Genomic DNA, 19,022 nt, shown 5'->3' with positions numbered 1-19,022 from the left:
GGACCGGACGGTCGTGCGCAAAAGCAGCCTTTCCGCCGGGGCGCATCCTCATGCAGACCAAACGCGGCGAAGGAAAGGCACCGGCCAAGCTCAAGCGGATCGGCGCGTCAGACGGTATCGGGAAACGGGCGGTCTATTTGGTCAGGATCAGCTTGTTCTGCGCCGTCAGCCGCAACTGATACGTGTGTTCGCCATGGGCGATGGTCACGAGGCGCCCGGCCGCGAACAGATCCCGGCTGTCGAGCTGCGCGTCCACCATGGGGATAGCCCGGCAGGTGTCATCCGACGAACGAAAGGTCCACTCGCCGCCAGCCTTGCCGTTATCGAGATGAGAACTCCCGTGTTCATGCCTGTTCATTTTGAATCGCTCCAGATCCGGGCGCGAGCCACGACCAATGCTGCGGGTCGCAGCTCACTTTAGAAGCATTCAATACTTGAATACCACCGACTTATCCTTGAGTAATCCATGACGCGGCCGCGATCAATCCCCGCGAAGCGCGCGATGTACTGGACACGCGGATGCGCGCCCGCAACTTTCGCTGCGTTCGCTCCGGCCGGCCCGAATGAAGGCTTGGAATCGGCGCGCGCGGGCGCGCGTCAGAAGGCCTTGAAGGTGATGATGGTGCGGGTGTCCTGGATGCCAGGAATGGTCTGCACCTTCTGGTTCACGTAGTGGCCGATGTCGGTGCCGGGCTCCACATAGAACTTCACCAGAAGGTCGAACTCGCCGGCCGTGGAATAGATCTCGGAGGCGATCTCCGCATTGGCGAGGGCATCGGCCACCTCGTAGGACTTCCCGAGTTGGCACTTGATCTGGACGAAGAAGGGAACCACGGCGTGCTCCGCTGGCGGCGGGATCGGAAGGCCCTCGCGGGCCGCGCCAAGGTGGACAAATCCGCCGGGACTGGCAAGGGTGGCGGCTCGATCATCCCCGCCCACCGGAGCCTCACGTCGTCCATGAGCCGGCCCATTCCCATCGCCCTCACCATCGCCGGCTCGGATTCGAGCGGCGGCGCCGGCATCCAGGCGGACCTGAAGACCTTCTCGGCGCTGGGCGTCTTCGGCGCCAGCGTCATCACCGCGCTCACGGCGCAGAACACGCTGGGCGTGAGCGCCATCCATGACGTGCCGGACGATTTCATCGCCGCGCAGATGGATGCGGTGTTTTCCGATCTTGCGGTGAAGGCGGTGAAGATCGGCATGCTGTCGCGCCCGGGCGCCATCCGCACGGTGGCGGAGGGGCTGGCCCGCCACAAGGCGCGGCCGGTGGTGCTCGATCCGGTCATGGTCGCGGCGTCCGGGGCGCGGCTGCTGAGCGACGATTCGCTCAACGACCTGCGCACCATCCTCATTCCCGCCGCCGACCTCATCACGCCGAACCTGCCGGAGGCCGGCGCGCTGCTCGGCACCGAGGCTGCGACGACGGAAGAGGAGATGCAGCGCCAGGGCGCGGCGCTGCTGGCGCTCGGCGCCCGTGCCGTGCTGATGAAGGGCGGGCACGGCGAGGGACCCGAGAGCACCGACCTCCTCGTCACGGCGGACGGCACGCGACGCTTCACCGCCCCGCGCCATGTCACCCGCAACACCCACGGCACCGGCTGCACCCTTTCGTCCGCCATCGCTGCGGGGCTCGCATCCGGGCTCGACCTGCCCGAGGCGGTGGAAAAGGCCAAGGCCTACATCACCGGCGCCATCGCCGCCGCCGACCGCCTCGACGTGGGCGCCGGCCATGGCCCGGTGCACCACTTTTTCGACCTCTGGCGTGACTAGGCGGCGGAAAATCGCACCTTCGTCGTACCTCCACCTTCCATCCCGCGCGCCCGGACGATAACGTCCGCCGAAGCGAACGCTCGTTCGGTTGAAAGGATATTGGGGCATGGCCGTCAGGGAACGCGGGGGCAGCTCTCTCGAAACCGGCGCCCAGGTGATTACCGGGCAGCTGGGCAAGACCATCCAGCGCCTGCGCAAGGCCTATAACCTGTCCCTGTCGGACCTCGCCGAGCAGTCCGGCGTGGCGAAGTCCATCATCAGCCAGATCGAGCGCAACGAGACCAACCCGACGCTGGCCACCGTGTGGCGCCTCTCGCAGGCGCTGGACATGTCGGTGGAGCGGGTGCTCGCCTCCTCCGACGACGCGCCCTTCGTGGAGAAGCTCTCCCGCGCCGATACGCCGATCCTCCTCTCCGAGGACGGGCTGGTGCGCCTGTCCATCATCGGGTGGATCAAGACGGTGGAGTGGCTCCAATATTACGACATGGAAGCCGCGCCCGGCGGCGAGCTCGATTCGGACGGGCACCAGCGCGGGTCGGTGGAATGCCTCACCGTCATCGCCGGCACGCTGGAAGTGGACGTGGCCGGTCAGGTGGAGACGGTGAAGGAAGGCGAGACGGTGCGCTACCGCTGCGACCGCCGCCATGTCATCCGCAACCGCTCTGGCGCGCCCGCCCGCGCCTTCATGGTGTGCCTGCTCAAGGCCGCGGTTCTGGAGTGACCATGCCGGCGTGAACGGGGAGGGTCGCCCCTCCCCCCTTCGAGCAGGATCAGCTCACTCGTCGGTCAGCGGGCCGAGGATGAGCATTTCCAGCTTCACCCAGTTGGCGAGCTGCGCGTAGGTCAGCTTCTCGGCCTTCAGGTCCCACGTCACTTCCGAGCGGGTGGGGCCGACGCACTTGTCCCGGCCGTTATCGCCCTTCACCCTTTTGCAGGCGTCCTCGCTGTCGTTGTAGAAGACGCGGCCATAGAGGCCGGGCTTCGACTGGTCGGCGGACGAGAAGAAGGCGTCGGACTGCGCCTGTGCCGCGCTGGCGTCGAAGAAGGACTGGTCGGTGTTCACCGCCTGCTCGTTCCAGCGCAAATTGTATTCGTAATAGCCGGTATAGGGCTTCTTCTTGCCGGCCTTGTCGGTGAAGTTGCCGTTCTCCTCCACGAAGCGGATCGAGCCGGACACGCGGTCCGTGAAGGACTTGTCGGCGACGGTGTAGGCGAAGGTCACGCCGTTGGCGTCGGTCAGCCAGTTGCCGAGCTCGTAGTCGTAGTCGAGGTTGCCGGAGACGCGCACGTCCGGGAGGAAGGAAAAGGGGCCGGCCGCGAGCTGGGTGCGCTCGAAGCGCAGCGGATCGGGGTTCTTCACCTGGATCGACACCACCTTGCCGTCGACCATGCGGGAATAGATCTTGTCCGCCTCCTTCTGCGCCCGGCGGAGCTGCTCGGCCACCTCCCACCAGCGCGTCACGTTGCGGCCCTGGATGGAGCCGCCGAAGGGCGAGGAGGTCTGGTTGCCCTTCACCACATCGATGCGCAGCCGGCCGGCGTCGGGGATGTAGCGGCCGTTGGCGTCGATCTGCAGGTCACCGCGCAGGATCGCCACCTCCCGCGCCACCTGGGAGGGGTTGGACGGGTTGATGACGTCGAACTTCACCGAATAGACAAGGCTCTTGCCCGGCGTGCGCTGGACCGAGCCCTTGAGAATCATCAGGTCCGCCACCGAAAGGTCGCTGATCTCGTAGAGATCGGTGCCGCTGGTGGAGCGCAGGGAGCGGGAGTTGTAATCCACCGTCATGGCGCCGGTGAGCTTCGCCTTGTCGGCGGGAATTTCCTTCAGCGCCTGGCTCTGCTGGGCCAGCGCCGCGCCGGAGGCCAACAGGCTCGCGGCGCACAGGCCGGCGGCGCAGGCGAATGTGGCCGGCGCGAAGCGAATGGTCATGTCGATCTCCCTCGATGGCGCCGGGCGCGGGGGCACCGGCTGCTTCGGGGGCGGACCATGGCGAAGGATTCATGAACGGCAGATGACCAAGCGTCATCCGACCCGTTCAGAGAAGACCCAAATCGCGCAGCTCGCGGCTGAGGGCTTCGGGCAGATCGGCGGTGCCGGCGCTGGTGCCGAGATCGCGGGGCGCTTCCCGGTCAACGAGATAGCGCCAGCCCTGGAAGGGACGCGAGGGGCGCGGCTCCACGCGGATGACGGCGGGGTCCAGCACGAGGCCGCAGCGGCGTATCCCGTCCGGATCGACCACGGTGCGCAGATCAAGCAGGCGCTGGCGCGCCGCCACCTCGCCCTTGATGACCCAATAGAGCGAGCCACCGTCGATCAGCTCGTTCTTGCGGCTCGGCACCATGCGGGTGACGTGGATCTGCTCGAACGGAACGCCGGCCCGCCGCGCGGTGTCGGCGCGGTCGGCGATCCAGGCTTCGAGGTCGGCGATGGAGGTCGCGCCGACGCACAGCTTGATGAGGTGAAGCGCCATTGCGCCGCGCTACTGGCCGTTCGCGCCGGCGCCGGTGCCGTCCGCCGCGGGTTCGGCATCGGCCGGAGCCGCCGGCTGCGCCGGGGGCCGGGGCCGAGGTGCGGCCGGGCGCGGCGTCGGATTGGCCGGAGGCGTCGCCTGCGCCGCCGGGGTCCGCGCGGGGCGGGCGGGCGGCAGGGGCGCAGTGGGCGGTGCCGCGATCACGTCAGGATCTTCCGCCGCCGGAGCAGCAGCCGGCGCGGCCGCCGCGGGAGCGCCCGGCGCGCCGGGCTGAGCCGCGTGGGCGGGATCGGGCTGCGTCAGCAGCATGCCGAACGGGCCGGTGCGCGGCGGCGGCCCGCCGGTCATGCCGCGATTGCGCGCGTTGCGCTCCCACACCGGGGTGTATTTGGCGATGAGGCTGGCGTACCGCCCCTCATTCATGTTCGCGATGATGTGGGTGGGATCGCCGAAGATCGCGGCCTGCGGACAGTAGCTCACCGTGCAGCCGGAGAAATCCACCAGCGCCGAGGCAACGAGGCCGTAGGGATCCTGCTCCAGCGGCCGGCGCCAGGCGATGATCCGCTCGGTCAGGTAGTCGGCCTTGCGACGGCGCACGAACTCGAAGGCATCCTCGACCAGCGCCATGCGCGCACGCACCATGGAGCGGGCGGAGGCCACCGTATCCGGCCGCTCGAACAGCACCGCCTCGCACACCCCCGTCAGGGACGGATCGGCACCGATGCAGCCAAGCGCCGCCGTCTGCGCGGCGGCGGCATCAAGGCCGGAGGCTCGGGCTTCCAGCGCACGCGCCTCCGAGATGGAAGCGGCCTGGATGATCTGCTTGACCATGGCGCTGCCGACCGACAGGCCCCCGAGCAGGATGCCGATGAGCACGAGCAGGGTCAGCGGGTTTTCATTGGGCTCCGACCGCACGAACAGCACGAAGACGAATACGGCGCCTACGACCATGGCCGCGAGCACGACCCAGCCCGGCACGTCGAAATTGCTGTTCAGAATGCTGAGCGTCCGGTCCATCCATTCCAACATGGCGCCCTCCGCGACGCAGCACTTGGGACGCGGGCGAACGCCTGCGTCCCTGTTCCGGTTCCCGCCCCCACGATACGCCTACGGTCGCCGGTCGGGGCGCGGATCATTGTCCGGTCCGCCGCCCAAAGGCAACGCGGCGCACCGGCGCGCAAGTCCCATGGTAAAGGAAAACCCGAGCCCTACGCCCGCGAAGCCGCCCGGTGTTTCCCGGCGGCCGACGCGTTCAGTGGGGCCGGAGCGCGGAAGCCTCGAAGCCCCCGTAGAGATAGATCACCGCGACGGCGACCAGAAAGACAGCAAGCGCAGTGCGCGCGACGCCCCAACAGGAGCGGCGATGGGCATAACCTTGGCTGAGATCCATGATGGATAGCGGCTCTTTCGACGTGTCCCCGCGGCACGACGAGCGTCCCGCAACGCAACATTCATTAAGAATTTATGACCGCTCCGACAAGCCCTGCGCCATGCTTTGTGCGAACGGCTCGCATGCGGGAACCGGGACTGCCGCAATCCACAGGCCGCCGGTCCGGACGCAGCCGGGTTTGCCCGTGCGAAAATCCGCTCCGATGGGTTAGGACTTCCCCATGACCACCAGCCGCACCTCCGATTCGACCACCAGCCCCTCCCCTCTGCCCGATGAGGAGGTCGCCGTTGCGCTGGTCCTGCGCCTCGTCGGCGAGGCCGGGCCGGGCAAGACCATCGGCCCCATGGATGCGGCGCTGGCGCTGATGCCCAAGGACGAATGGCAGCGGGCGCTGCCGGTGGTGCGCCGCGTGGCGGTCCGCCTCGCGCTGGAGGGCCGGCTGATGATCTATCGCAAGGGCAAGGCGGTGGACCCGGCCGATTTCCGCGGCGTCTACCGCATCGGCCTGCCGCGGGACGAATAGATCACGGCACCGGAAACAGCGCGCTGGTCTTACCCGAGAGATAATAAGCGACGAGCCCGACCCATTCTTTGATCGCGATGTCGGCCGCATCAAGCCCACTGGCTGTGCGCGAGAAGGTGTCGTTGAGCTGGTCGGGACCGATCGTGCGGAAATCGACCGGATAGGGAATCACGTCGAAGCCCACCTTACGAAAACAGCCGACCGCGCGCGGCATGTGGAACGCGCTGGTCACCAGAATCCAGCGCTCGCCCGGCTTGGGCTTTAGCAACTCCCTGGAGAAAAGTGCGTTTTCGGCGGTGTTGCGGGAATCGCCCTCGAATTCCACGCGCTCCACGGGAATCCCAAGATCCGGCAAGGTTATCAGCGTCATTCGCGCTTCGGTAGGATCGTCCGAAAAGGGCTTGCCGTTGCCGCCCGAGAAGATGAGTCGGGCATCGGGATATTTCCGCGCGAGAGCGCCAAACGCGATCGCCCGTTCGCCGGCATTGGAATAGGCCGGCACGCCGCGCGCGACCCCCACCTCAGCCACCTCGGCGCCACCGAGCAGGATGATACCCGTCACCGGCTCGTCGCCGCGGTAGATGGGAAAGCGCTCCTCCAAAGGGTTGAGGAGATGATTGGCGAGCGGCGAGAAACCGACCACCGCCCATCCGACGATGGAAAACGCGAGAAGCCCCATCCCGAGCCGCCGCACACGCGCGATCAGCAGCACGAGGCCGAGACCGCCGCTCAGCATCAGGGCATTGGAGGGGGCGACCAGGAACCAGAAGATTTTGGAGACGGTAAAGAAGGAATCCATTCCACCCTCTGGGAGCACCCGCTGGCGCCGGTCAGGCCAGCTCGACCACCTTGCCTTCGCGCAGGGTGACGCGCCGGTCCATGCGGGCGGCGAGGTCGAGATTGTGGGTGGCAATCAAGGCGGCCACGCCGGTGGCCCGCACCAGTTCCGACATGGCGCCGAACACATGGTCCGACGTCTTGGGGTCGAGGTTGCCGGTGGGCTCGTCGGCCAGCAGCAGCCGCGGCGCATTGGCCAGCGCGCGGGCGATGGCGACGCGCTGCTGCTCGCCGCCGGAAAGCTCCGACGGGCGATGGGTGAGGCGGGCACCGAGGCCGAGATAGGAGAGCAGTTCCTTGGCCCGCGCCTCCGCTTCCTTCTTGCCGAGGCCGCGGATCATCTGCGGCATGGCCACGTTCTCCAGCGCCGTGAACTCGGGCAGGAGATGATGGAACTGGTAGACGAAGCCGATGGAGAGGCGGCGGATGCGGGTGCGCTCGGCATCCGGCAGGCGGGCGGTGGGCGCGCCGTCGATGAACACCTCGCCGGCGTCCGAATGCTCCAGCAGGCCGGCAATGTGCAGCAGGGTGGACTTGCCGGAGCCGGACGGAGCGACGAGCGCCACCGACTGGCCGTGGGTGATGCCGAGGTCGGCGCCGCGCAGGATCTCCAGCGCTCCCTGCCCCTGCGCGTAGCGCCGCACAACGCCGGACAGCGCGAGGGCGAACTGGGGACGGGCGCCGGGGGCGCGGCCGGCGGAGCGGCCTTCGGACGGGGTGGGCATGTCCATCACTCGTACCTCAGGGCTTCCACCGGATCGAGCCGGGCGGCCCGCCAGGATGGATAGAGCGTGGCCAGGAAGGAAAGCGCCATCGCCATCAGCACCACGGAGGAGGTCTCGCCGAAGTTCATCTGCGCCGGCAGGCGGGAGAGATAATACAGCTCGGGCGAGAACAGCTCGGTGGAGGTCAGCCAGGAGATGAACTGGCGGATGCTCTCGATGTTGAGGCACACGATCACGCCCAGCAGCAGCCCCGACAGCGTCCCCACCACACCGATGGAGGCGCCGGTGATGAAGAAGATGCGCATGATGGAGCCCTGCGTGGCGCCCATGGTGCGCAGGATGGCGATGTCGTGCCCCTTGTCCTTCACCAGCATGATGAGGCCGGAGACGATGTTGAGCGCCGCCACCAGCACAATCAGCGTGAGGATGAGGAACATCACGTTCCGCTCCACCTGCAGCGCGCCGAAGAAGGTGGCGTTCCGCACCCGCCAATCCACCAGATAGACCGGCCGCTCCGCCGCGCTCTGGATGGCGGCGCGCAGCTCGCCCACGTCGTCGGGATTGTCGAGATAGACCTCGATGGCGTTCACGTCGCCATTGCGGTTGAAATAGGCCTGCGCCTCCGGCAGCGGCATGAAGACGAAGGCGCTGTCATATTCCGACATGCCCACCTCGAACACCGCAGCGATCTTGTAGACTTTGATGCGCGGCGAGGTGCCCATGGGCGTCACCGCGCCCCGCGGGGCGACGAGGGTGATGTTGTCGCCCGCGCGCAGGGACAACTGGTCGGCGAGGCGCTTGCCGATGGCGATGCCCTGCCCCTGGTCGAAGTTCTCCAGCGTGCCCTGGCGGATGTTGTGGGCGACCGAGGGCAGCCCGCGCAGGTCCTTTTCCGCCATGCCGCGCACCAGCACGCCCGAGGCGCCGAAGGGCGAGGAGGCGAGCGCCTGCCCCTCCACCAGCGGCACCGCGAGGCGGATGCCGTTGAGCGCGGCGATGCGGGCGGCCACCGCCTTGTAGTCGGTGAGCGGGCTCTCCAGCGGCTGCACCAGCACATGGCCGTTGAGGCCGAGGATCTTGCCCAGCAGCTCCTGCCGGAACCCGTTCATCACCGCCATGACGATGATGAGCGTCGCCACCCCCAGCATGATGCCGAGGAAGGAGAAGCCGGCGATGACCGAGATGAAGCCCTCCTTGCGGCGGGCCCTCAGGTAACGCAACGACAGCATCCACTCGAACGGCGCGAAGGGGCGCGTACCGGTGGTGTCCCCGCCTGCCCTCGCCGCCGCCGCATGGGTTGCCGTCATGCCTTCAGCCTCTCCACAATGTCGCTCGGCGCGATCAGCTCGCGCGAGCCGTCCACCCGGCGCTTCAGTTCCACCTTGCCCTCGGCGAGGCTCTTGGGCCCGACCAGGATCTGCCACGGCAGGCCGATGAGATCGGCAGTGGCAAACTTGGCACCGGCGCGCTCCTCGGTGTCGTCGTACAGCACGTCGTAACCGGCAGCGGTCAATTCCGCGTAAAGGGCGCCGCAGGCGGCATCGGTCGCGCTGTCCCCAACCTTGAGGTTCAGGATGCCCACCTGGAAGGGTGCCACGGCGTCCGGCCAGATGATGCCGTTGTCATCGTGAGACGCCTCGATCATGGCCGCCACGAGGCGCGAGGGGCCGATGCCGTAGGAGCCCATGTGAATGGTGTGCTCCTTGCCGTCCGGGCCCAGCACCTTGGCGCCGAAGGGCTCGGAATACTTGGTGCCGAAATAGAAGATGTGGCCCACCTCGATGCCGCGCGCGGCGAGGCGGCGCCCATCGGGAATGGCCTCGAAGGCCGCCGTGTCGTGCTTCTCGGAGGTCGCGGCATAAAGCTGCGTCCAGCGGTCGAACACGCTTTGCAGGCCGGCGGGATCGTCGAAGTTCACATCGGCGGGCGGCGGCGCCATGTCGAGATAGTCGCCATGACAGAACACCTCGCTCTCGCCGGTGGAGGCGAGGATGATGAACTCGTGGGAGAGATTGCCGCCGATCGGTCCCGTGTCCGCCACCATCGGAATCGCTTTCAGGCCCATGCGGGCGAAGGTGCGCAGATAAGCGACGAACATCTTGTTGTAGGAATGGCGGGCGCCGGCCGCGTCGAGATCGAAGGAATAGGCATCCTTCATCAGGAACTCGCGCGAGCGGTAGACGCCGAAGCGCGGGCGCACCTCGTCCCGGAACTTCCACTGGATGTGGTAGAGGTTGAGGGGCAGCGCCTTGTACGACTTCACATAGGCGCGGACGATCTCGGTGATCATCTCCTCGTTGGTGGGGCCGAACAGCATCTCGCGGTCGTGCCGGTCGCGGATGCGCAGCATCTCCTTGCCGTAGTCGTCATAGCGCCCGCTCTCGCGCCAGAGGTCCGCCGACTGGATGGTCGGCATCAGCATCTCGATGGCGCCGGCGCGATTCTGCTCCTCGCGGATGACGTTGCAGACCTTGTTCAGCACGCGATGGCCGAACGGCAGCCAGGCATAGATGCCGGCCGATTCCTGCCGGATCATGCCGGCGCGCAGCATCAGCCGGTGCGAGACGATCTCCGCCTCCTTGGGCACCTCGCGCAGAATGGGAAGGAAATAGCGGGACAGTCGCATCGGGTGGCTCGGACTCTCGTGCGGAGGGAAATCAGGCTGGCGGGAGTGAAAGCGGAAGGGCGGCCAAAACACAAGGGCGGTGGCGCGAATGCGGTGCCATGCAACCATATTGCGGCGCAGCGAACGACTTATTGCGGCGCAAGGATGACAAACGACAGATTCTTGTTCTATTTTCACCGCGCACAAGAAAGGGGACCGTCACCAGCCGGCCAGACGGCGGTGAATGCGGTCCAGGTCTCGGGAGGAGAGGTAAGAAAAAGCCGACCGACGGCCGCCTCTATGGCGCATACGGAATCGGCATCACGGATTGGCCGCGCAGCCACCAGAAGCGGACTTAGATCTGCAGGCAGCGCTGGACCCGTGGATTGAAAAGGCGAGGCCCGCACGGGGCCTCGCCTTTTTCTTTGGACCCGCTTCTTCGGGGCTTGCCTGTCTTTGGCAGGGCCAGGGCCATCAGGACTGATCCAGCCCGAGAATCGCCCGTTCGCCCCTGCCCTAATAATTGTCCCAGAGCCCGGGGCTGGCGATCTCCGCGAGGTTTCCGTCTGGATCGCGGAAATAGAGGCTCGTGGAGCCCTTCGGCCAGCGCACCTCGCCCGCGATGGCGACGCCGTGCGCGCTGAGGTGCGCGCGCCAGCGGTCCATGTCGGTGGCTTCAGCGGAAAAGGCGAAGTGCAAGCGGCCGGCGCCATCGTGCGGGGGAATCGCACCGCCGAAGGGCAACGCAATGGCCGTATCGGCCGATCCACGCAGGAACAGCAGCAGGACGGTGCCGCCGATGGGGTAGGCGACGAAGCGGTCGTCGGAGAGCATGGGCACGAGGCCGAGCACGCCTTCATAGAAGCCGCGCGCCCGGTCGAGGTCGTCCACGTAGAGGCCGGTTTCAAGCACCCGCCCGAGGGGCGGCGCGGTGCGCGAAGTCCCCTCCCCGTCAGCCACGCTCCGCCCTCACCAGAGGTTGAGCGTCGCGCGGGCTTCCTCGGACATGCGGCCCTGGTCCCACGGCGGATCGAAGGTGATGTCCACCTTCACGTCCGAGATGCCGGCAACGGCGGCGACGGCGCTCTCCACCATGCCGGGCAGCTCGGCCGCGGCGGGGCAGTTGGGGGTGGTGAGCGTCATCTCCACAGCAACGGTGCGGGCATCCGAGATATCGACCTTGTAGATCAGGCCAAGCTCATAGATGTCCACGGGGATCTCGGGGTCGTAGACCGTCTTGAGGGCGACCACGATGTCGTCGGTGAGCCGCGCAAGCTCCGCTTCCGGAATGGAAGACTGGATCTGCGGCTGGTTCGGCGCCTCGATCGACTTGGTATCGGTCATGCGAACAAATCCTGCGCCTTGACGAGGGCGTCCACGAGACGGTCCACGTCGGCGCGCGTGTTGTAAAGGGCAAAGGATGCGCGGCACGTCGCTGTGGCACCATATCGTGCCAAAAGCGGCTGTGCGCAATGGGTGCCAGCCCTTACCGCGACACCGTAGCGGTCGATGATGGTGGCCACATCGTGAGGATGGGCGCCCTTCATCTCGAAGGAAATGATGGCGCCCTTGTCCGCCGCGGTGCCGATGATCCGCAGGGAATTGAGCGCCCGCAGGCGTTCGTGGGCATAGGCTGAAAGATCGTGCTCGTGCGCGGCGATGCGCTCGCGGCCGATGGACTGGACATATTCCATTGCAGCGCCAAGGCCGATGGCCTGCACAATTGGAGGTGTTCCAGCCTCGAAACGGTGCGGAGGTACCCCGTACGTGACGGTCTCCTCCGTCACCTCGCGGATCATCTCGCCGCCGCCCTCATAGGGAGGCATGGCCTCCAGCAATTCCTTCTTGCCGTAAAGCAGGCCGATGCCGGTGGGGGCATAGAGCTTGTGGCCGGTGACGGCGTAGAAATCGACGTCCAGGTCGCGCACGTCCACCGGCATGTGGACGATGGCCTGGCAGCCATCCACCGCCACCTTGGCACCCACCGCATGAGCCGCCGCGGCGATCTCCTTGATGGGCGTCACCGTGCCGAGCACGTTGGACATGTGGGTGATGGCGACGATCTTGGTGCGCGGGCCGAGCAGAGCCTTGAAGGCGTCGAGGTCGAAGGAGCCATCCTCCCGCACCGGCGCCCACTTGATGACGGCGCCCTTGCGCTCGCGCAGGAAGTGCCACGGCACGATGTTGGAGTGGTGCTCCATGATGGAGAGCACGATCTCGTCGCCCGCCTCGATGGACTGGCCGAGGGAGGAGGCCACCGTGTTGATGGCGCCCGTGCCCGAGCGGGTGAAGATGATCTCGTCGATGCTGCCGGCATTCAAGAAGGCGCGCGCCGTCTCGCGGGCATGCTCGAACGCCTCCGTGGCGGCGTTGGCGAGATAGTGCAGGCCGCGATGGACGTTGGAATATTCCCGCTCATAGGCGGTCACCATGCGGTCGATCACCTGCCGCGGCTTCTGCGCGGAGGCGGCATTGTCGAGATAGGTGAGCGGATGGCCGTTCACCTCCAGCGACAGGGCCGGAAAATCCGCGCGCACCCGCTCCACGTCGAAGGAGCCATCGGCGACGGCGGGGTGGGGCTTGGTCATGGCCAAATCCTTCTGGCAATCGTCTCAAGAAATGTCGTGTCCGACGTCGCCCCCCGGCTTGACCGGAGGGACCATCCATCCGCTGGCCCGGCGGCGCCGTGATCCTCCGGCCCCGCCGAAGGGAGGACGGGGCGTGGCCTACACCGCCCGCTTTTCCAGCCAGCCTGAGATCCGCTCGATCAGCAGGTCGCGCAGGTCGGCATCCTCCACATATTCCACCGCCTCGCCGAGGAAGGCCTGGATGAGGAGCATCTCGGCTTCCTTCTCCGGCAGTCCGCGCGAGCGCAGGTAGAACAGCATGGAGCGGTCGAGGGCGCCGGCGGTGGCGCCGTGGCCGCACTGGACATCGTCGGCGAAGATTTCCAGCTCCGGCTTGTTGTCCATCTCGGCGCGGTCGGAGAGGAGGAGCGACTGGCTCATCATCCGCCCGTCGGTCTTCTGGGCGGCGCGGCGCACCACGATCTTGCCCTGGAACACGCCGTGGGACTCGTCCGCGAGCACGGTCTTGAACAGTTCGCGGCTCTCGCCCCCCGCCACCGCATGGTCGATGACCAGCGTCGTGTCCGAATGCTGGCGGTCGCGGGCGAGGGTCGCGCCGCGGATGCCGGCATGGGCGCCGGCGCCCTCGAAGCGACCATAGACGTTGTAGCGCGCCAATGCCGCGCCCTGGGCGAGGGCGAACAGGTTCAGCTTCGCCTCGCGGCCCAGCTCCAGCATGAGGGTGCCGAAGTGGAAGGCGGCGTCGCCCTCCTCCTGGATACGCACGAGATTCACGATGGCACCGTCGCCCACCACCAGCTCAACCGCATGGTTGGACTGGTAGGCGACGCCATCACGCCCGGCGAAGGTCTCCACCAGCGTCACCTCGGCGCCAGCGCCCACCACCACGACGGTGCGGGTGAAGCCGGCGACGGCCTCGACGCCCGGAAAGGCGTGGGCGATGTGAACCGGCCGCGCGGCCTTCACGCCGGCATCGACGCGGAGCGCGACGCCCTCCCCGAGAAACCCGGTGTTGAGGGCGAGCGGCCCGTCATAGCGGCTCGGCGACAGGGCATTGATGCGATCGGCCAGCGGATCACCGGCGGCGATGGCGGCATCCAGCGGCAAGGCGGTGACGCCTTCCGACAGCGCCGCGAAGTCGGAACCCGCGCGGGAGAGCGCGCCGTTCACGAACAGGATGCGGCCGGCATTGGGCAGCGACGGCACGAGCGGCGCGGCCTCGGCCTCCTCCACCGTGCCCGGTGCGGGGGCGCGGTTGGGGAAGTCGCGCACGGCGGCGCGCAGGTCGGTGTACTTCCACTCTTCCACGCGGCGGCTGGGCAGGCCGTGGGACAGGAAGGCGTCGCGGGCGGCGCGGCGGACCTCGGGGATACGCCCCTGCCCCGCCTCGGCGGTGATCGACGCCTCAAGCGCGGCGGCGATCGCCTCTTCCGCCGCCGTTCGGGCGGGACGGACGTTGATGGTCACGGTGCCGTCCCTCACGCTGCGTCCTGCGCATAGGCGGCATAGCCGGACTCTTCCAGCTCCAGCGCCAGCTCCTTCCCGCCGGAGCGGACGATGCGGCCCTTGTGCATCACGTGCACCACGTCCGGCACGATGTGGTCGAGCAGGCGCTGGTAATGCGTGATGACCAGCATGGAGCGCTTCGGCGAACGCAGGGCGTTCACGCCGTGGGCGACCACCTTCAGCGCATCGATATCGAGGCCGGAATCGGTCTCGTCGAGGATGCAGAGCTTCGGCTCCAGCAGGGCCATCTGCAGGATTTCGTTGCGCTTCTTCTCGCCGCCGGAGAATCCGACATTGACGCCGCGCCGGAGCATGTCCTGGGAGATGCCGAGGTCCGGCGCCTTGGCGCGGACCAGCTTGAGGAAGTCGGGCGTGGAGATTTCCTCCTCGCCGCGGGCCTTGCGCTGGGCGTTCATGGCCGCGCGCAGGAAGGTCATGTTGGCGACGCCGGGAATTTCGATGGGATATTGGAAGGCGAGGAAAACGCCCGCGGCCGCCCGCGCATCGGCGTCCAGCGCCAGCAGGTCCGAGCCGTCGAAGCTCACGCTGCCGTCCGTCACCTCATAATCGGGCTTGCCCGAGAGCACATAGGAGAGCGTGGACTTGCCGGAGCCGTTCGGCCCCATGATGGCATGCACCTCGCCATCCGGAATGGTGAGGTCGAGGCCCTTGAGAATCTCGTTCTCGCCGATGCGGGCGTGGAGATTGCGGATTTCGAGCATGGTCGGTCCTTGAAATGTCGCTCCGCGCGGCTGCGGCCCAGGGGATGCGCTGCGCGAGAAAAGGGGAGGCCGGCAGCGCCGCCGGCCGGTTCGTCAGCCCACCGAGCCTTCCAGGCTCACGGCGATCAGCTTCTGCGCCTCCACGGCGAACTCCATGGGCAGTTGCTGGAGCACGTCGCGCACGAAGCCGTTGACGATGAGCGCCACCGCCTCCTCCTGCGAAAGGCCGCGCTGGAGGCAGTAGAAGAGCTGGTCCTCGGAGATCTTGGAGGTGGTTGCCTCGTGCTCGAACTGGGCCGAGGCGTTCTTGGCCTCCATGTAGGGCACGGTGTGCGCCCCGCAGAGGTCGCCGATAAGAAGCGAGTCGCAATTGGTGAAATTGCGTGCGCCCGTCGCCTTGCGGTGGGCCGAGACCAGACCGCGATAGGTGTTGTCCGAGTGCCCGGCGGCGATGCCCTTGGAGATGATCCGGCTCGACGTGTTTTTGCCGAGATGGATCATCTTCGTCCCCGAATCCACCTGCTGGTGGCCGTTGGAGATGGCGATGGAATAGAACTCGCCCTGCGAGTTGTCGCCGCGCAGGATGCAGCTCGGATACTTCCAGGTGATGGCCGAGCCGGTCTCCACCTGCGTCCAGGAAATCTTGGAATTGTCGCCCCGGCAATCGCCGCGCTTGGTGACGAAATTGTAGATGCCGCCCTTGCCGTCCTTGTCGCCGGGATACCAGTTCTGGACGGTGGAATACTTGATCTCGGCATCCTTCAGCGCCACCAGCTCGACCACGGCGGCGTGCAGCTGGTTCTCGTCCCGCTGGGGCGCGGTGCAGCCTTCCAGATAGCTCACATAGGCGCCTTCATCGGCAATGATGAGGGTGCGCTCGAACTGGCCGGTGTTGCGCTCGTTGATGCGGAAATAGGTGGAAAGCTCCATCGGGCAGCGCACGCCCTTCGGCACATAGACGAAGGAGCCGTCCGAGAAGACCGCCGAATTGAGCGTGGCGTAGAAATTGTCCGACACCGGCACGACCGAGCCGAGATACTTCTTCACCAGCTCGGGATGCTCGCGGATGGCCTCCGAGATGGGCATGAAGATCACGCCCGCCTTGGCCAGCTCCTCCTTGAAGGTGGTGGCGACCGACACGCTGTCGAACACCGCGTCCACCGCCACCTTGGAGCCGCCCTCGCGCTGGATGCCGAGCAGCGCGTCGCGCTCGCGCAGCGGGATGCCGAGCTTCTCGTAGGTCTTGAGGATTTCCGGGTCGATCTCGTCGATGGATTTCGGCGCGGCCTTGGGGGCCGAGTAATAATAATAGTCCTGGAAATCGATCTTCGGGTAGCTCACCCGCGCCCAGGTGGGCTCTTCCATGGTGAGCCAGCGCCGGTAGGCGTCGAGCCGCCATTCCAGCATCCACTCGGGTTCGTTCTTCCGGGCGGAGATATAGCGAACGGTGTCTTCCGACAGGCCCTTGGGGGCCTTCTCGCTCTCGATGTCGGTGACGAAACCGTACTTGTACTGATCCACGTCGATCGCGCGGACGCGTTCGACGGTCTCCCGAACCGCAGGCATCTCTCTTCTCCTCTCCCACGCGGGGTCAAGGCCCGCGGGTCAAGTCCGTGTGCCGCGCATGATGCGCGGCGTAATTCCCTACGCCGCGCGTGAAGCGCGGCTTCTCAGCTGCGGCACGGCCTTTTTCAAGGCTTCGACCGCGGCATCCACATCCTCGATGGTGCTCGACCAGCCGAGCGACAGGCGAATGGCGCCGGCCGCCTCGTCCTCGGGCAGTCCCATGGCCAGCAGCACCTGCGACCCGCCGACCTTCCCGGAGGAGCAGGCCGAGCCCGCACTGATGCTTACGTGGGCGAGGTCGAGCGCGATCACCAGTGTCTCGGCCCGAAGTCCGGCGAATGTGACCATCGCGGTATTTGGCAGCCGATCGGCGCCCGAGCCCACAACGCGTGTTCCAGGAACGCCCTCCAGCACCGCCCGTTCCAGCCTGTCGCGCAGCGCGGCGAGCCGCTCCGCCTCGGCGGAAAGCGCGGACTTAACGGCAGTTGCGGCCGCGCCGAAGCCGACGATGGCCGGCCCGTTCTCGGTCCCTGCGCGGCGGTTGCGCTCCTGCCCGCCGCCGGACAGAAGCGGCGCAGTGCGATGGTCCGGCCCTGCGGCCACCAGCGCACCGACGCCGGGCGGGCCACCGATCTTGTGGGCGGAGAGGGCGAGGAAGTCGGCGCCGAGCGCCGCAATATCCAGCGGGATGCGCCCGGCGGCCTGCACTGCGTCGCAGAAGACGATGCCATCCGCCTCATGCACCAGCCGCGCCGCCTCGGCCACGGGCTGGCGCACGCCGGTCTCGTTGTTCGCCGCCATCACCGCGAGCATGGCGCGGCGGCCGGCGGCGCGATGGCGGGCAAGGGCCTCGGCCAGCGCTGCAAGATTAAGCCGCCCCTCGCCGTCCACCGGCAGGATTTCCAGCGCGTCGGGCGGGAAACGGTGGCCCTTGAGCACGGCCGGATGTTCCACGGCGCCCGCCAGCAGCACGTCGCAGGGCTTGGCCCGGCCGGCGATCTCGACTGAGGGATGCAGCGCCAACGCCGCCGCCTCGGTGGCGCCGGAGGTGAAGACCACGCCCCGGACAGGCGCCCCCGCCAAAGCCGCAACGGCCGCACGGGCGGCCTCGATGCGGGCGCGCGCGGCGCGGCCTTCGGCATGAACGGAAGAAGCATTGCCGCCGGCATCCAGCGCGGCGACCAGCGCGGCGCGGGACTCGGGCCGAAGGGGGCTCGTGGCGTTATGATCGAGATAGGCGCGGCGAGGCACCGGCGGGCGGGAAGCGATGGTCGCCTCAACCGTGCCCGCGAAGGTACCCATCTGCCGCGACCCGTCGCCCGCGCTCATCTCCGCCTCCCGGCCGCATGTGCCAAACGCACCCGCGACCCGTGCCAGGCTTGCAATTGCCGGCGATCTCCGTCATAGGTCAAACTTCACCCGTTCTCACAACGCAGCGCCCATCGGTTCGCGCAGCCGCCGGGAACAAATTAGAATTATTCTAAATAGATAGGTCTCGCGCGTCCGTTAGTCAAGCATTACCGTTCCGGCGTCAAGTCGACAGGGTCATGCTGACGGGTTCCGCGCCGGACCCGTCGTCCGCCAGGACGAAAGAGCGCCGCGCGTCATTGCTACCCAGAGGTTGCAGACTTCCATGCCAGAAGTGATCTTCCCCGGCGAAAAGGGGCGCCTCGAAGGCCGCTACCAGCCCGCCAAGACCCGCAACGCGCCCATTGCCATCATTCTTCATCCGCACCCGCAGTTCGGCGGGACGATGAACAATCCGGTCGTGTACAATCTGTACTACCAGTTCGTGAACCGCGGCTTCTCGGTGCTGCGCTTCAACTTCCGCGGCGTCGGCCGCTCGCAGGGCTCGTTCGACCACGGCCAGGGCGAGCTTTCGGACGCCGCCGCCGCGCTCGACTGGGCGCAGTCGGTGAACCCGGATGCCCGCGCCTGCTGGATCGCCGGTTTCTCCTTCGGCGCGTGGATCGGCATGCAGCTGCTGATGCGCCGCCCGGAAGTGGAGGGCTTCATCTCCATCGCCGCGCCGGCGAACCTCTACGACTTCTCCTTCCTCGCACCCTGCCCCTCCTCCGGCCTGTTCGTCCATGGCGACAAGGATGCGGTGGTGCCCACCTCCGCGGTGCAGACGCTGGTGGAGAAGCTGAAGACCCAGAAGGGCATCGTCATCGAGCAGCAGGTGGTGCCCGGCGCCAACCACTTCTTCGACGGCAAGACCGAAGAGCTGATGGGCGTGGTCGGCACCTATCTCGACAAGCGCCTGCCCGGCACCCGCAAGGACAGCGCCGCCTGAGCGCGGCTCTCCCCGCTTGA

At 67.2% G+C, this 19,022-nt stretch carries 21 protein-coding genes; 4 read left to right on the top strand and 17 right to left on the bottom strand.

Annotation, left to right across the window (positions count from 1 at the left end; genetic code table 11):
- Positions 1-133: 133 nt before the first annotated feature.
- Both FHT36_RS24255 and FHT36_RS00315 read right to left on the bottom strand, forming a co-directional pair.
- The gene (locus tag FHT36_RS24255; protein WP_237353274.1) at positions 134-358 is read right to left on the bottom strand and encodes a hemin uptake protein HemP; all 225 of its coding nucleotides are present in this window, start codon (positions 356-358) and stop codon (positions 134-136) included.
- 239 nt (positions 359-597) lie between these two features.
- Positions 598-834 (bottom strand): Lrp/AsnC ligand binding domain-containing protein, encoded by a 237-nt coding sequence (locus FHT36_RS00315; protein WP_024278840.1) that lies wholly within the window; start codon positions 832-834, stop codon positions 598-600.
- 123 nt (positions 835-957) lie between these two features.
- On the opposite strand from FHT36_RS00315, the gene thiD reads away from it, so the two are divergent.
- Together thiD and FHT36_RS00305 are read left to right on the top strand one after the other, a co-directional pair.
- Positions 958-1,770 (top strand): bifunctional hydroxymethylpyrimidine kinase/phosphomethylpyrimidine kinase, encoded by an 813-nt coding sequence (thiD, locus tag FHT36_RS00310; RefSeq protein WP_169121434.1) that lies wholly within the window; start codon positions 958-960, stop codon positions 1,768-1,770.
- Between the two features lie 106 nt (positions 1,771-1,876).
- The gene (locus FHT36_RS00305) at positions 1,877-2,491 is read left to right on the top strand and encodes a helix-turn-helix domain-containing protein (RefSeq protein ID WP_024278838.1); all 615 of its coding nucleotides are present in this window, start codon (positions 1,877-1,879) and stop codon (positions 2,489-2,491) included.
- Between the two features lie 54 nt (positions 2,492-2,545).
- Here FHT36_RS00305 and FHT36_RS00300 read toward each other — a convergent pair whose 3' ends face one another.
- The 4 genes from FHT36_RS00300 to FHT36_RS00285 form a co-directional block, all read right to left on the bottom strand.
- Positions 2,546-3,703 (bottom strand): hypothetical protein, encoded by a 1,158-nt coding sequence (locus FHT36_RS00300; protein WP_169120061.1) that lies wholly within the window; start codon positions 3,701-3,703, stop codon positions 2,546-2,548.
- Positions 3,704-3,809: 106 nt separating this feature from the next.
- Positions 3,810-4,244 carry a DUF1489 family protein gene (locus FHT36_RS00295; protein ID WP_169120059.1) on the bottom strand — a complete coding sequence of 145 codons (435 nt, stop codon included), beginning with the start codon at positions 4,242-4,244 and terminating at the stop codon, positions 3,810-3,812.
- Positions 4,245-4,253: 9 nt separating this feature from the next.
- On the bottom strand, positions 4,254-5,273 hold the full coding sequence (locus FHT36_RS00290; RefSeq protein WP_169120057.1) for a hypothetical protein: 1,020 nt from the start codon (positions 5,271-5,273) through the stop codon (positions 4,254-4,256).
- Between the two features lie 223 nt (positions 5,274-5,496).
- Positions 5,497-5,634, bottom strand: a complete 138-nt coding sequence (locus FHT36_RS00285; RefSeq protein WP_169120055.1) for a hypothetical protein — start codon at positions 5,632-5,634, stop codon at positions 5,497-5,499.
- Between the two features lie 220 nt (positions 5,635-5,854).
- On the opposite strand from FHT36_RS00285, the gene FHT36_RS00280 reads away from it, so the two are divergent.
- Positions 5,855-6,157: a DUF3253 domain-containing protein gene (locus FHT36_RS00280; RefSeq protein ID WP_169120053.1), complete on the top strand. Its 303-nt coding sequence runs from the start codon at positions 5,855-5,857 to the stop codon at positions 6,155-6,157.
- Between the two features lies 1 nt (position 6,158).
- On the opposite strand, the gene FHT36_RS00275 is transcribed toward FHT36_RS00280, so the two are convergent.
- The 11 genes from FHT36_RS00275 to FHT36_RS00225 all read right to left on the bottom strand — a co-directional run bounded on the left by FHT36_RS00275 (position 6,159) and on the right by FHT36_RS00225 (position 17,957).
- Positions 6,159-6,956, bottom strand: coding sequence for a YdcF family protein (locus FHT36_RS00275; protein WP_169120051.1), 798 nt, complete (start codon positions 6,954-6,956; stop codon positions 6,159-6,161).
- 31 nt (positions 6,957-6,987) lie between these two features.
- A complete protein-coding gene (locus FHT36_RS00270; protein WP_169120049.1) occupies positions 6,988-7,719 on the bottom strand; it encodes an ABC transporter ATP-binding protein in 732 nt (243 codons plus the stop codon).
- Between the two features lie 5 nt (positions 7,720-7,724).
- Positions 7,725-9,026, bottom strand: coding sequence for a lipoprotein-releasing ABC transporter permease subunit (locus tag FHT36_RS00265; RefSeq protein ID WP_169120047.1), 1,302 nt, complete (start codon positions 9,024-9,026; stop codon positions 7,725-7,727).
- Entirely contained in the window at positions 9,023-10,345 is a 1,323-nt protein-coding gene (proS, locus tag FHT36_RS00260) for a proline--tRNA ligase (protein WP_169120045.1), read from the bottom strand. The genes FHT36_RS00265 and proS overlap by 4 nt, the downstream gene beginning before the upstream one ends.
- 495 nt (positions 10,346-10,840) lie before the next feature.
- Complete coding sequence (locus FHT36_RS00255) at positions 10,841-11,284, bottom strand: VOC family protein (RefSeq protein WP_169120043.1); 444 nt, start codon at positions 11,282-11,284, stop codon at positions 10,841-10,843.
- 9 nt (positions 11,285-11,293) lie between these two features.
- Complete coding sequence (locus FHT36_RS00250; RefSeq protein WP_169120041.1) at positions 11,294-11,668, bottom strand: SUF system Fe-S cluster assembly protein; 375 nt, start codon at positions 11,666-11,668, stop codon at positions 11,294-11,296.
- A complete protein-coding gene (locus FHT36_RS00245) occupies positions 11,665-12,912 on the bottom strand; it encodes a cysteine desulfurase (protein ID WP_169120039.1) in 1,248 nt (415 codons plus the stop codon). Before FHT36_RS00245 ends, FHT36_RS00250 begins: the two co-directional genes overlap by 4 nt.
- A gap of 138 nt (positions 12,913-13,050) precedes the next feature.
- Positions 13,051-14,379, bottom strand: coding sequence for a Fe-S cluster assembly protein SufD (gene sufD / locus FHT36_RS00240; protein ID WP_169120037.1), 1,329 nt, complete (start codon positions 14,377-14,379; stop codon positions 13,051-13,053).
- An 11-nt stretch (positions 14,380-14,390) separates the two neighbouring features.
- Positions 14,391-15,140 carry a Fe-S cluster assembly ATPase SufC gene (gene sufC / locus FHT36_RS00235; RefSeq protein WP_169120035.1) on the bottom strand — a complete coding sequence of 250 codons (750 nt, stop codon included), beginning with the start codon at positions 15,138-15,140 and terminating at the stop codon, positions 14,391-14,393.
- A 93-nt stretch (positions 15,141-15,233) separates the two neighbouring features.
- Entirely contained in the window at positions 15,234-16,706 is a 1,473-nt protein-coding gene (gene sufB / locus FHT36_RS00230; protein ID WP_169120033.1) for a Fe-S cluster assembly protein SufB, read from the bottom strand.
- Between the two features lie 78 nt (positions 16,707-16,784).
- The gene (locus FHT36_RS00225) at positions 16,785-17,957 is read right to left on the bottom strand and encodes a cysteine desulfurase family protein (RefSeq protein ID WP_169121433.1); all 1,173 of its coding nucleotides are present in this window, start codon (positions 17,955-17,957) and stop codon (positions 16,785-16,787) included.
- A 382-nt stretch (positions 17,958-18,339) separates the two neighbouring features.
- Here FHT36_RS00225 and FHT36_RS00220 point away from each other — a divergent pair, with 382 nt between their 5' ends.
- Positions 18,340-19,002 (top strand): alpha/beta hydrolase, encoded by a 663-nt coding sequence (locus FHT36_RS00220; protein WP_168458004.1) that lies wholly within the window; start codon positions 18,340-18,342, stop codon positions 19,000-19,002.
- Positions 19,003-19,022 lie beyond the last annotated feature (20 nt).

The sequence above is a fragment of the Xanthobacter sp. SG618 genome (assembly GCF_012932745.1).
GTDB classification, from domain to species: domain Bacteria; phylum Pseudomonadota; class Alphaproteobacteria; order Rhizobiales; family Xanthobacteraceae; genus Xanthobacter; species Xanthobacter flavus.
This window is presented reverse-complemented; position numbering and strand designations above follow the sequence as displayed.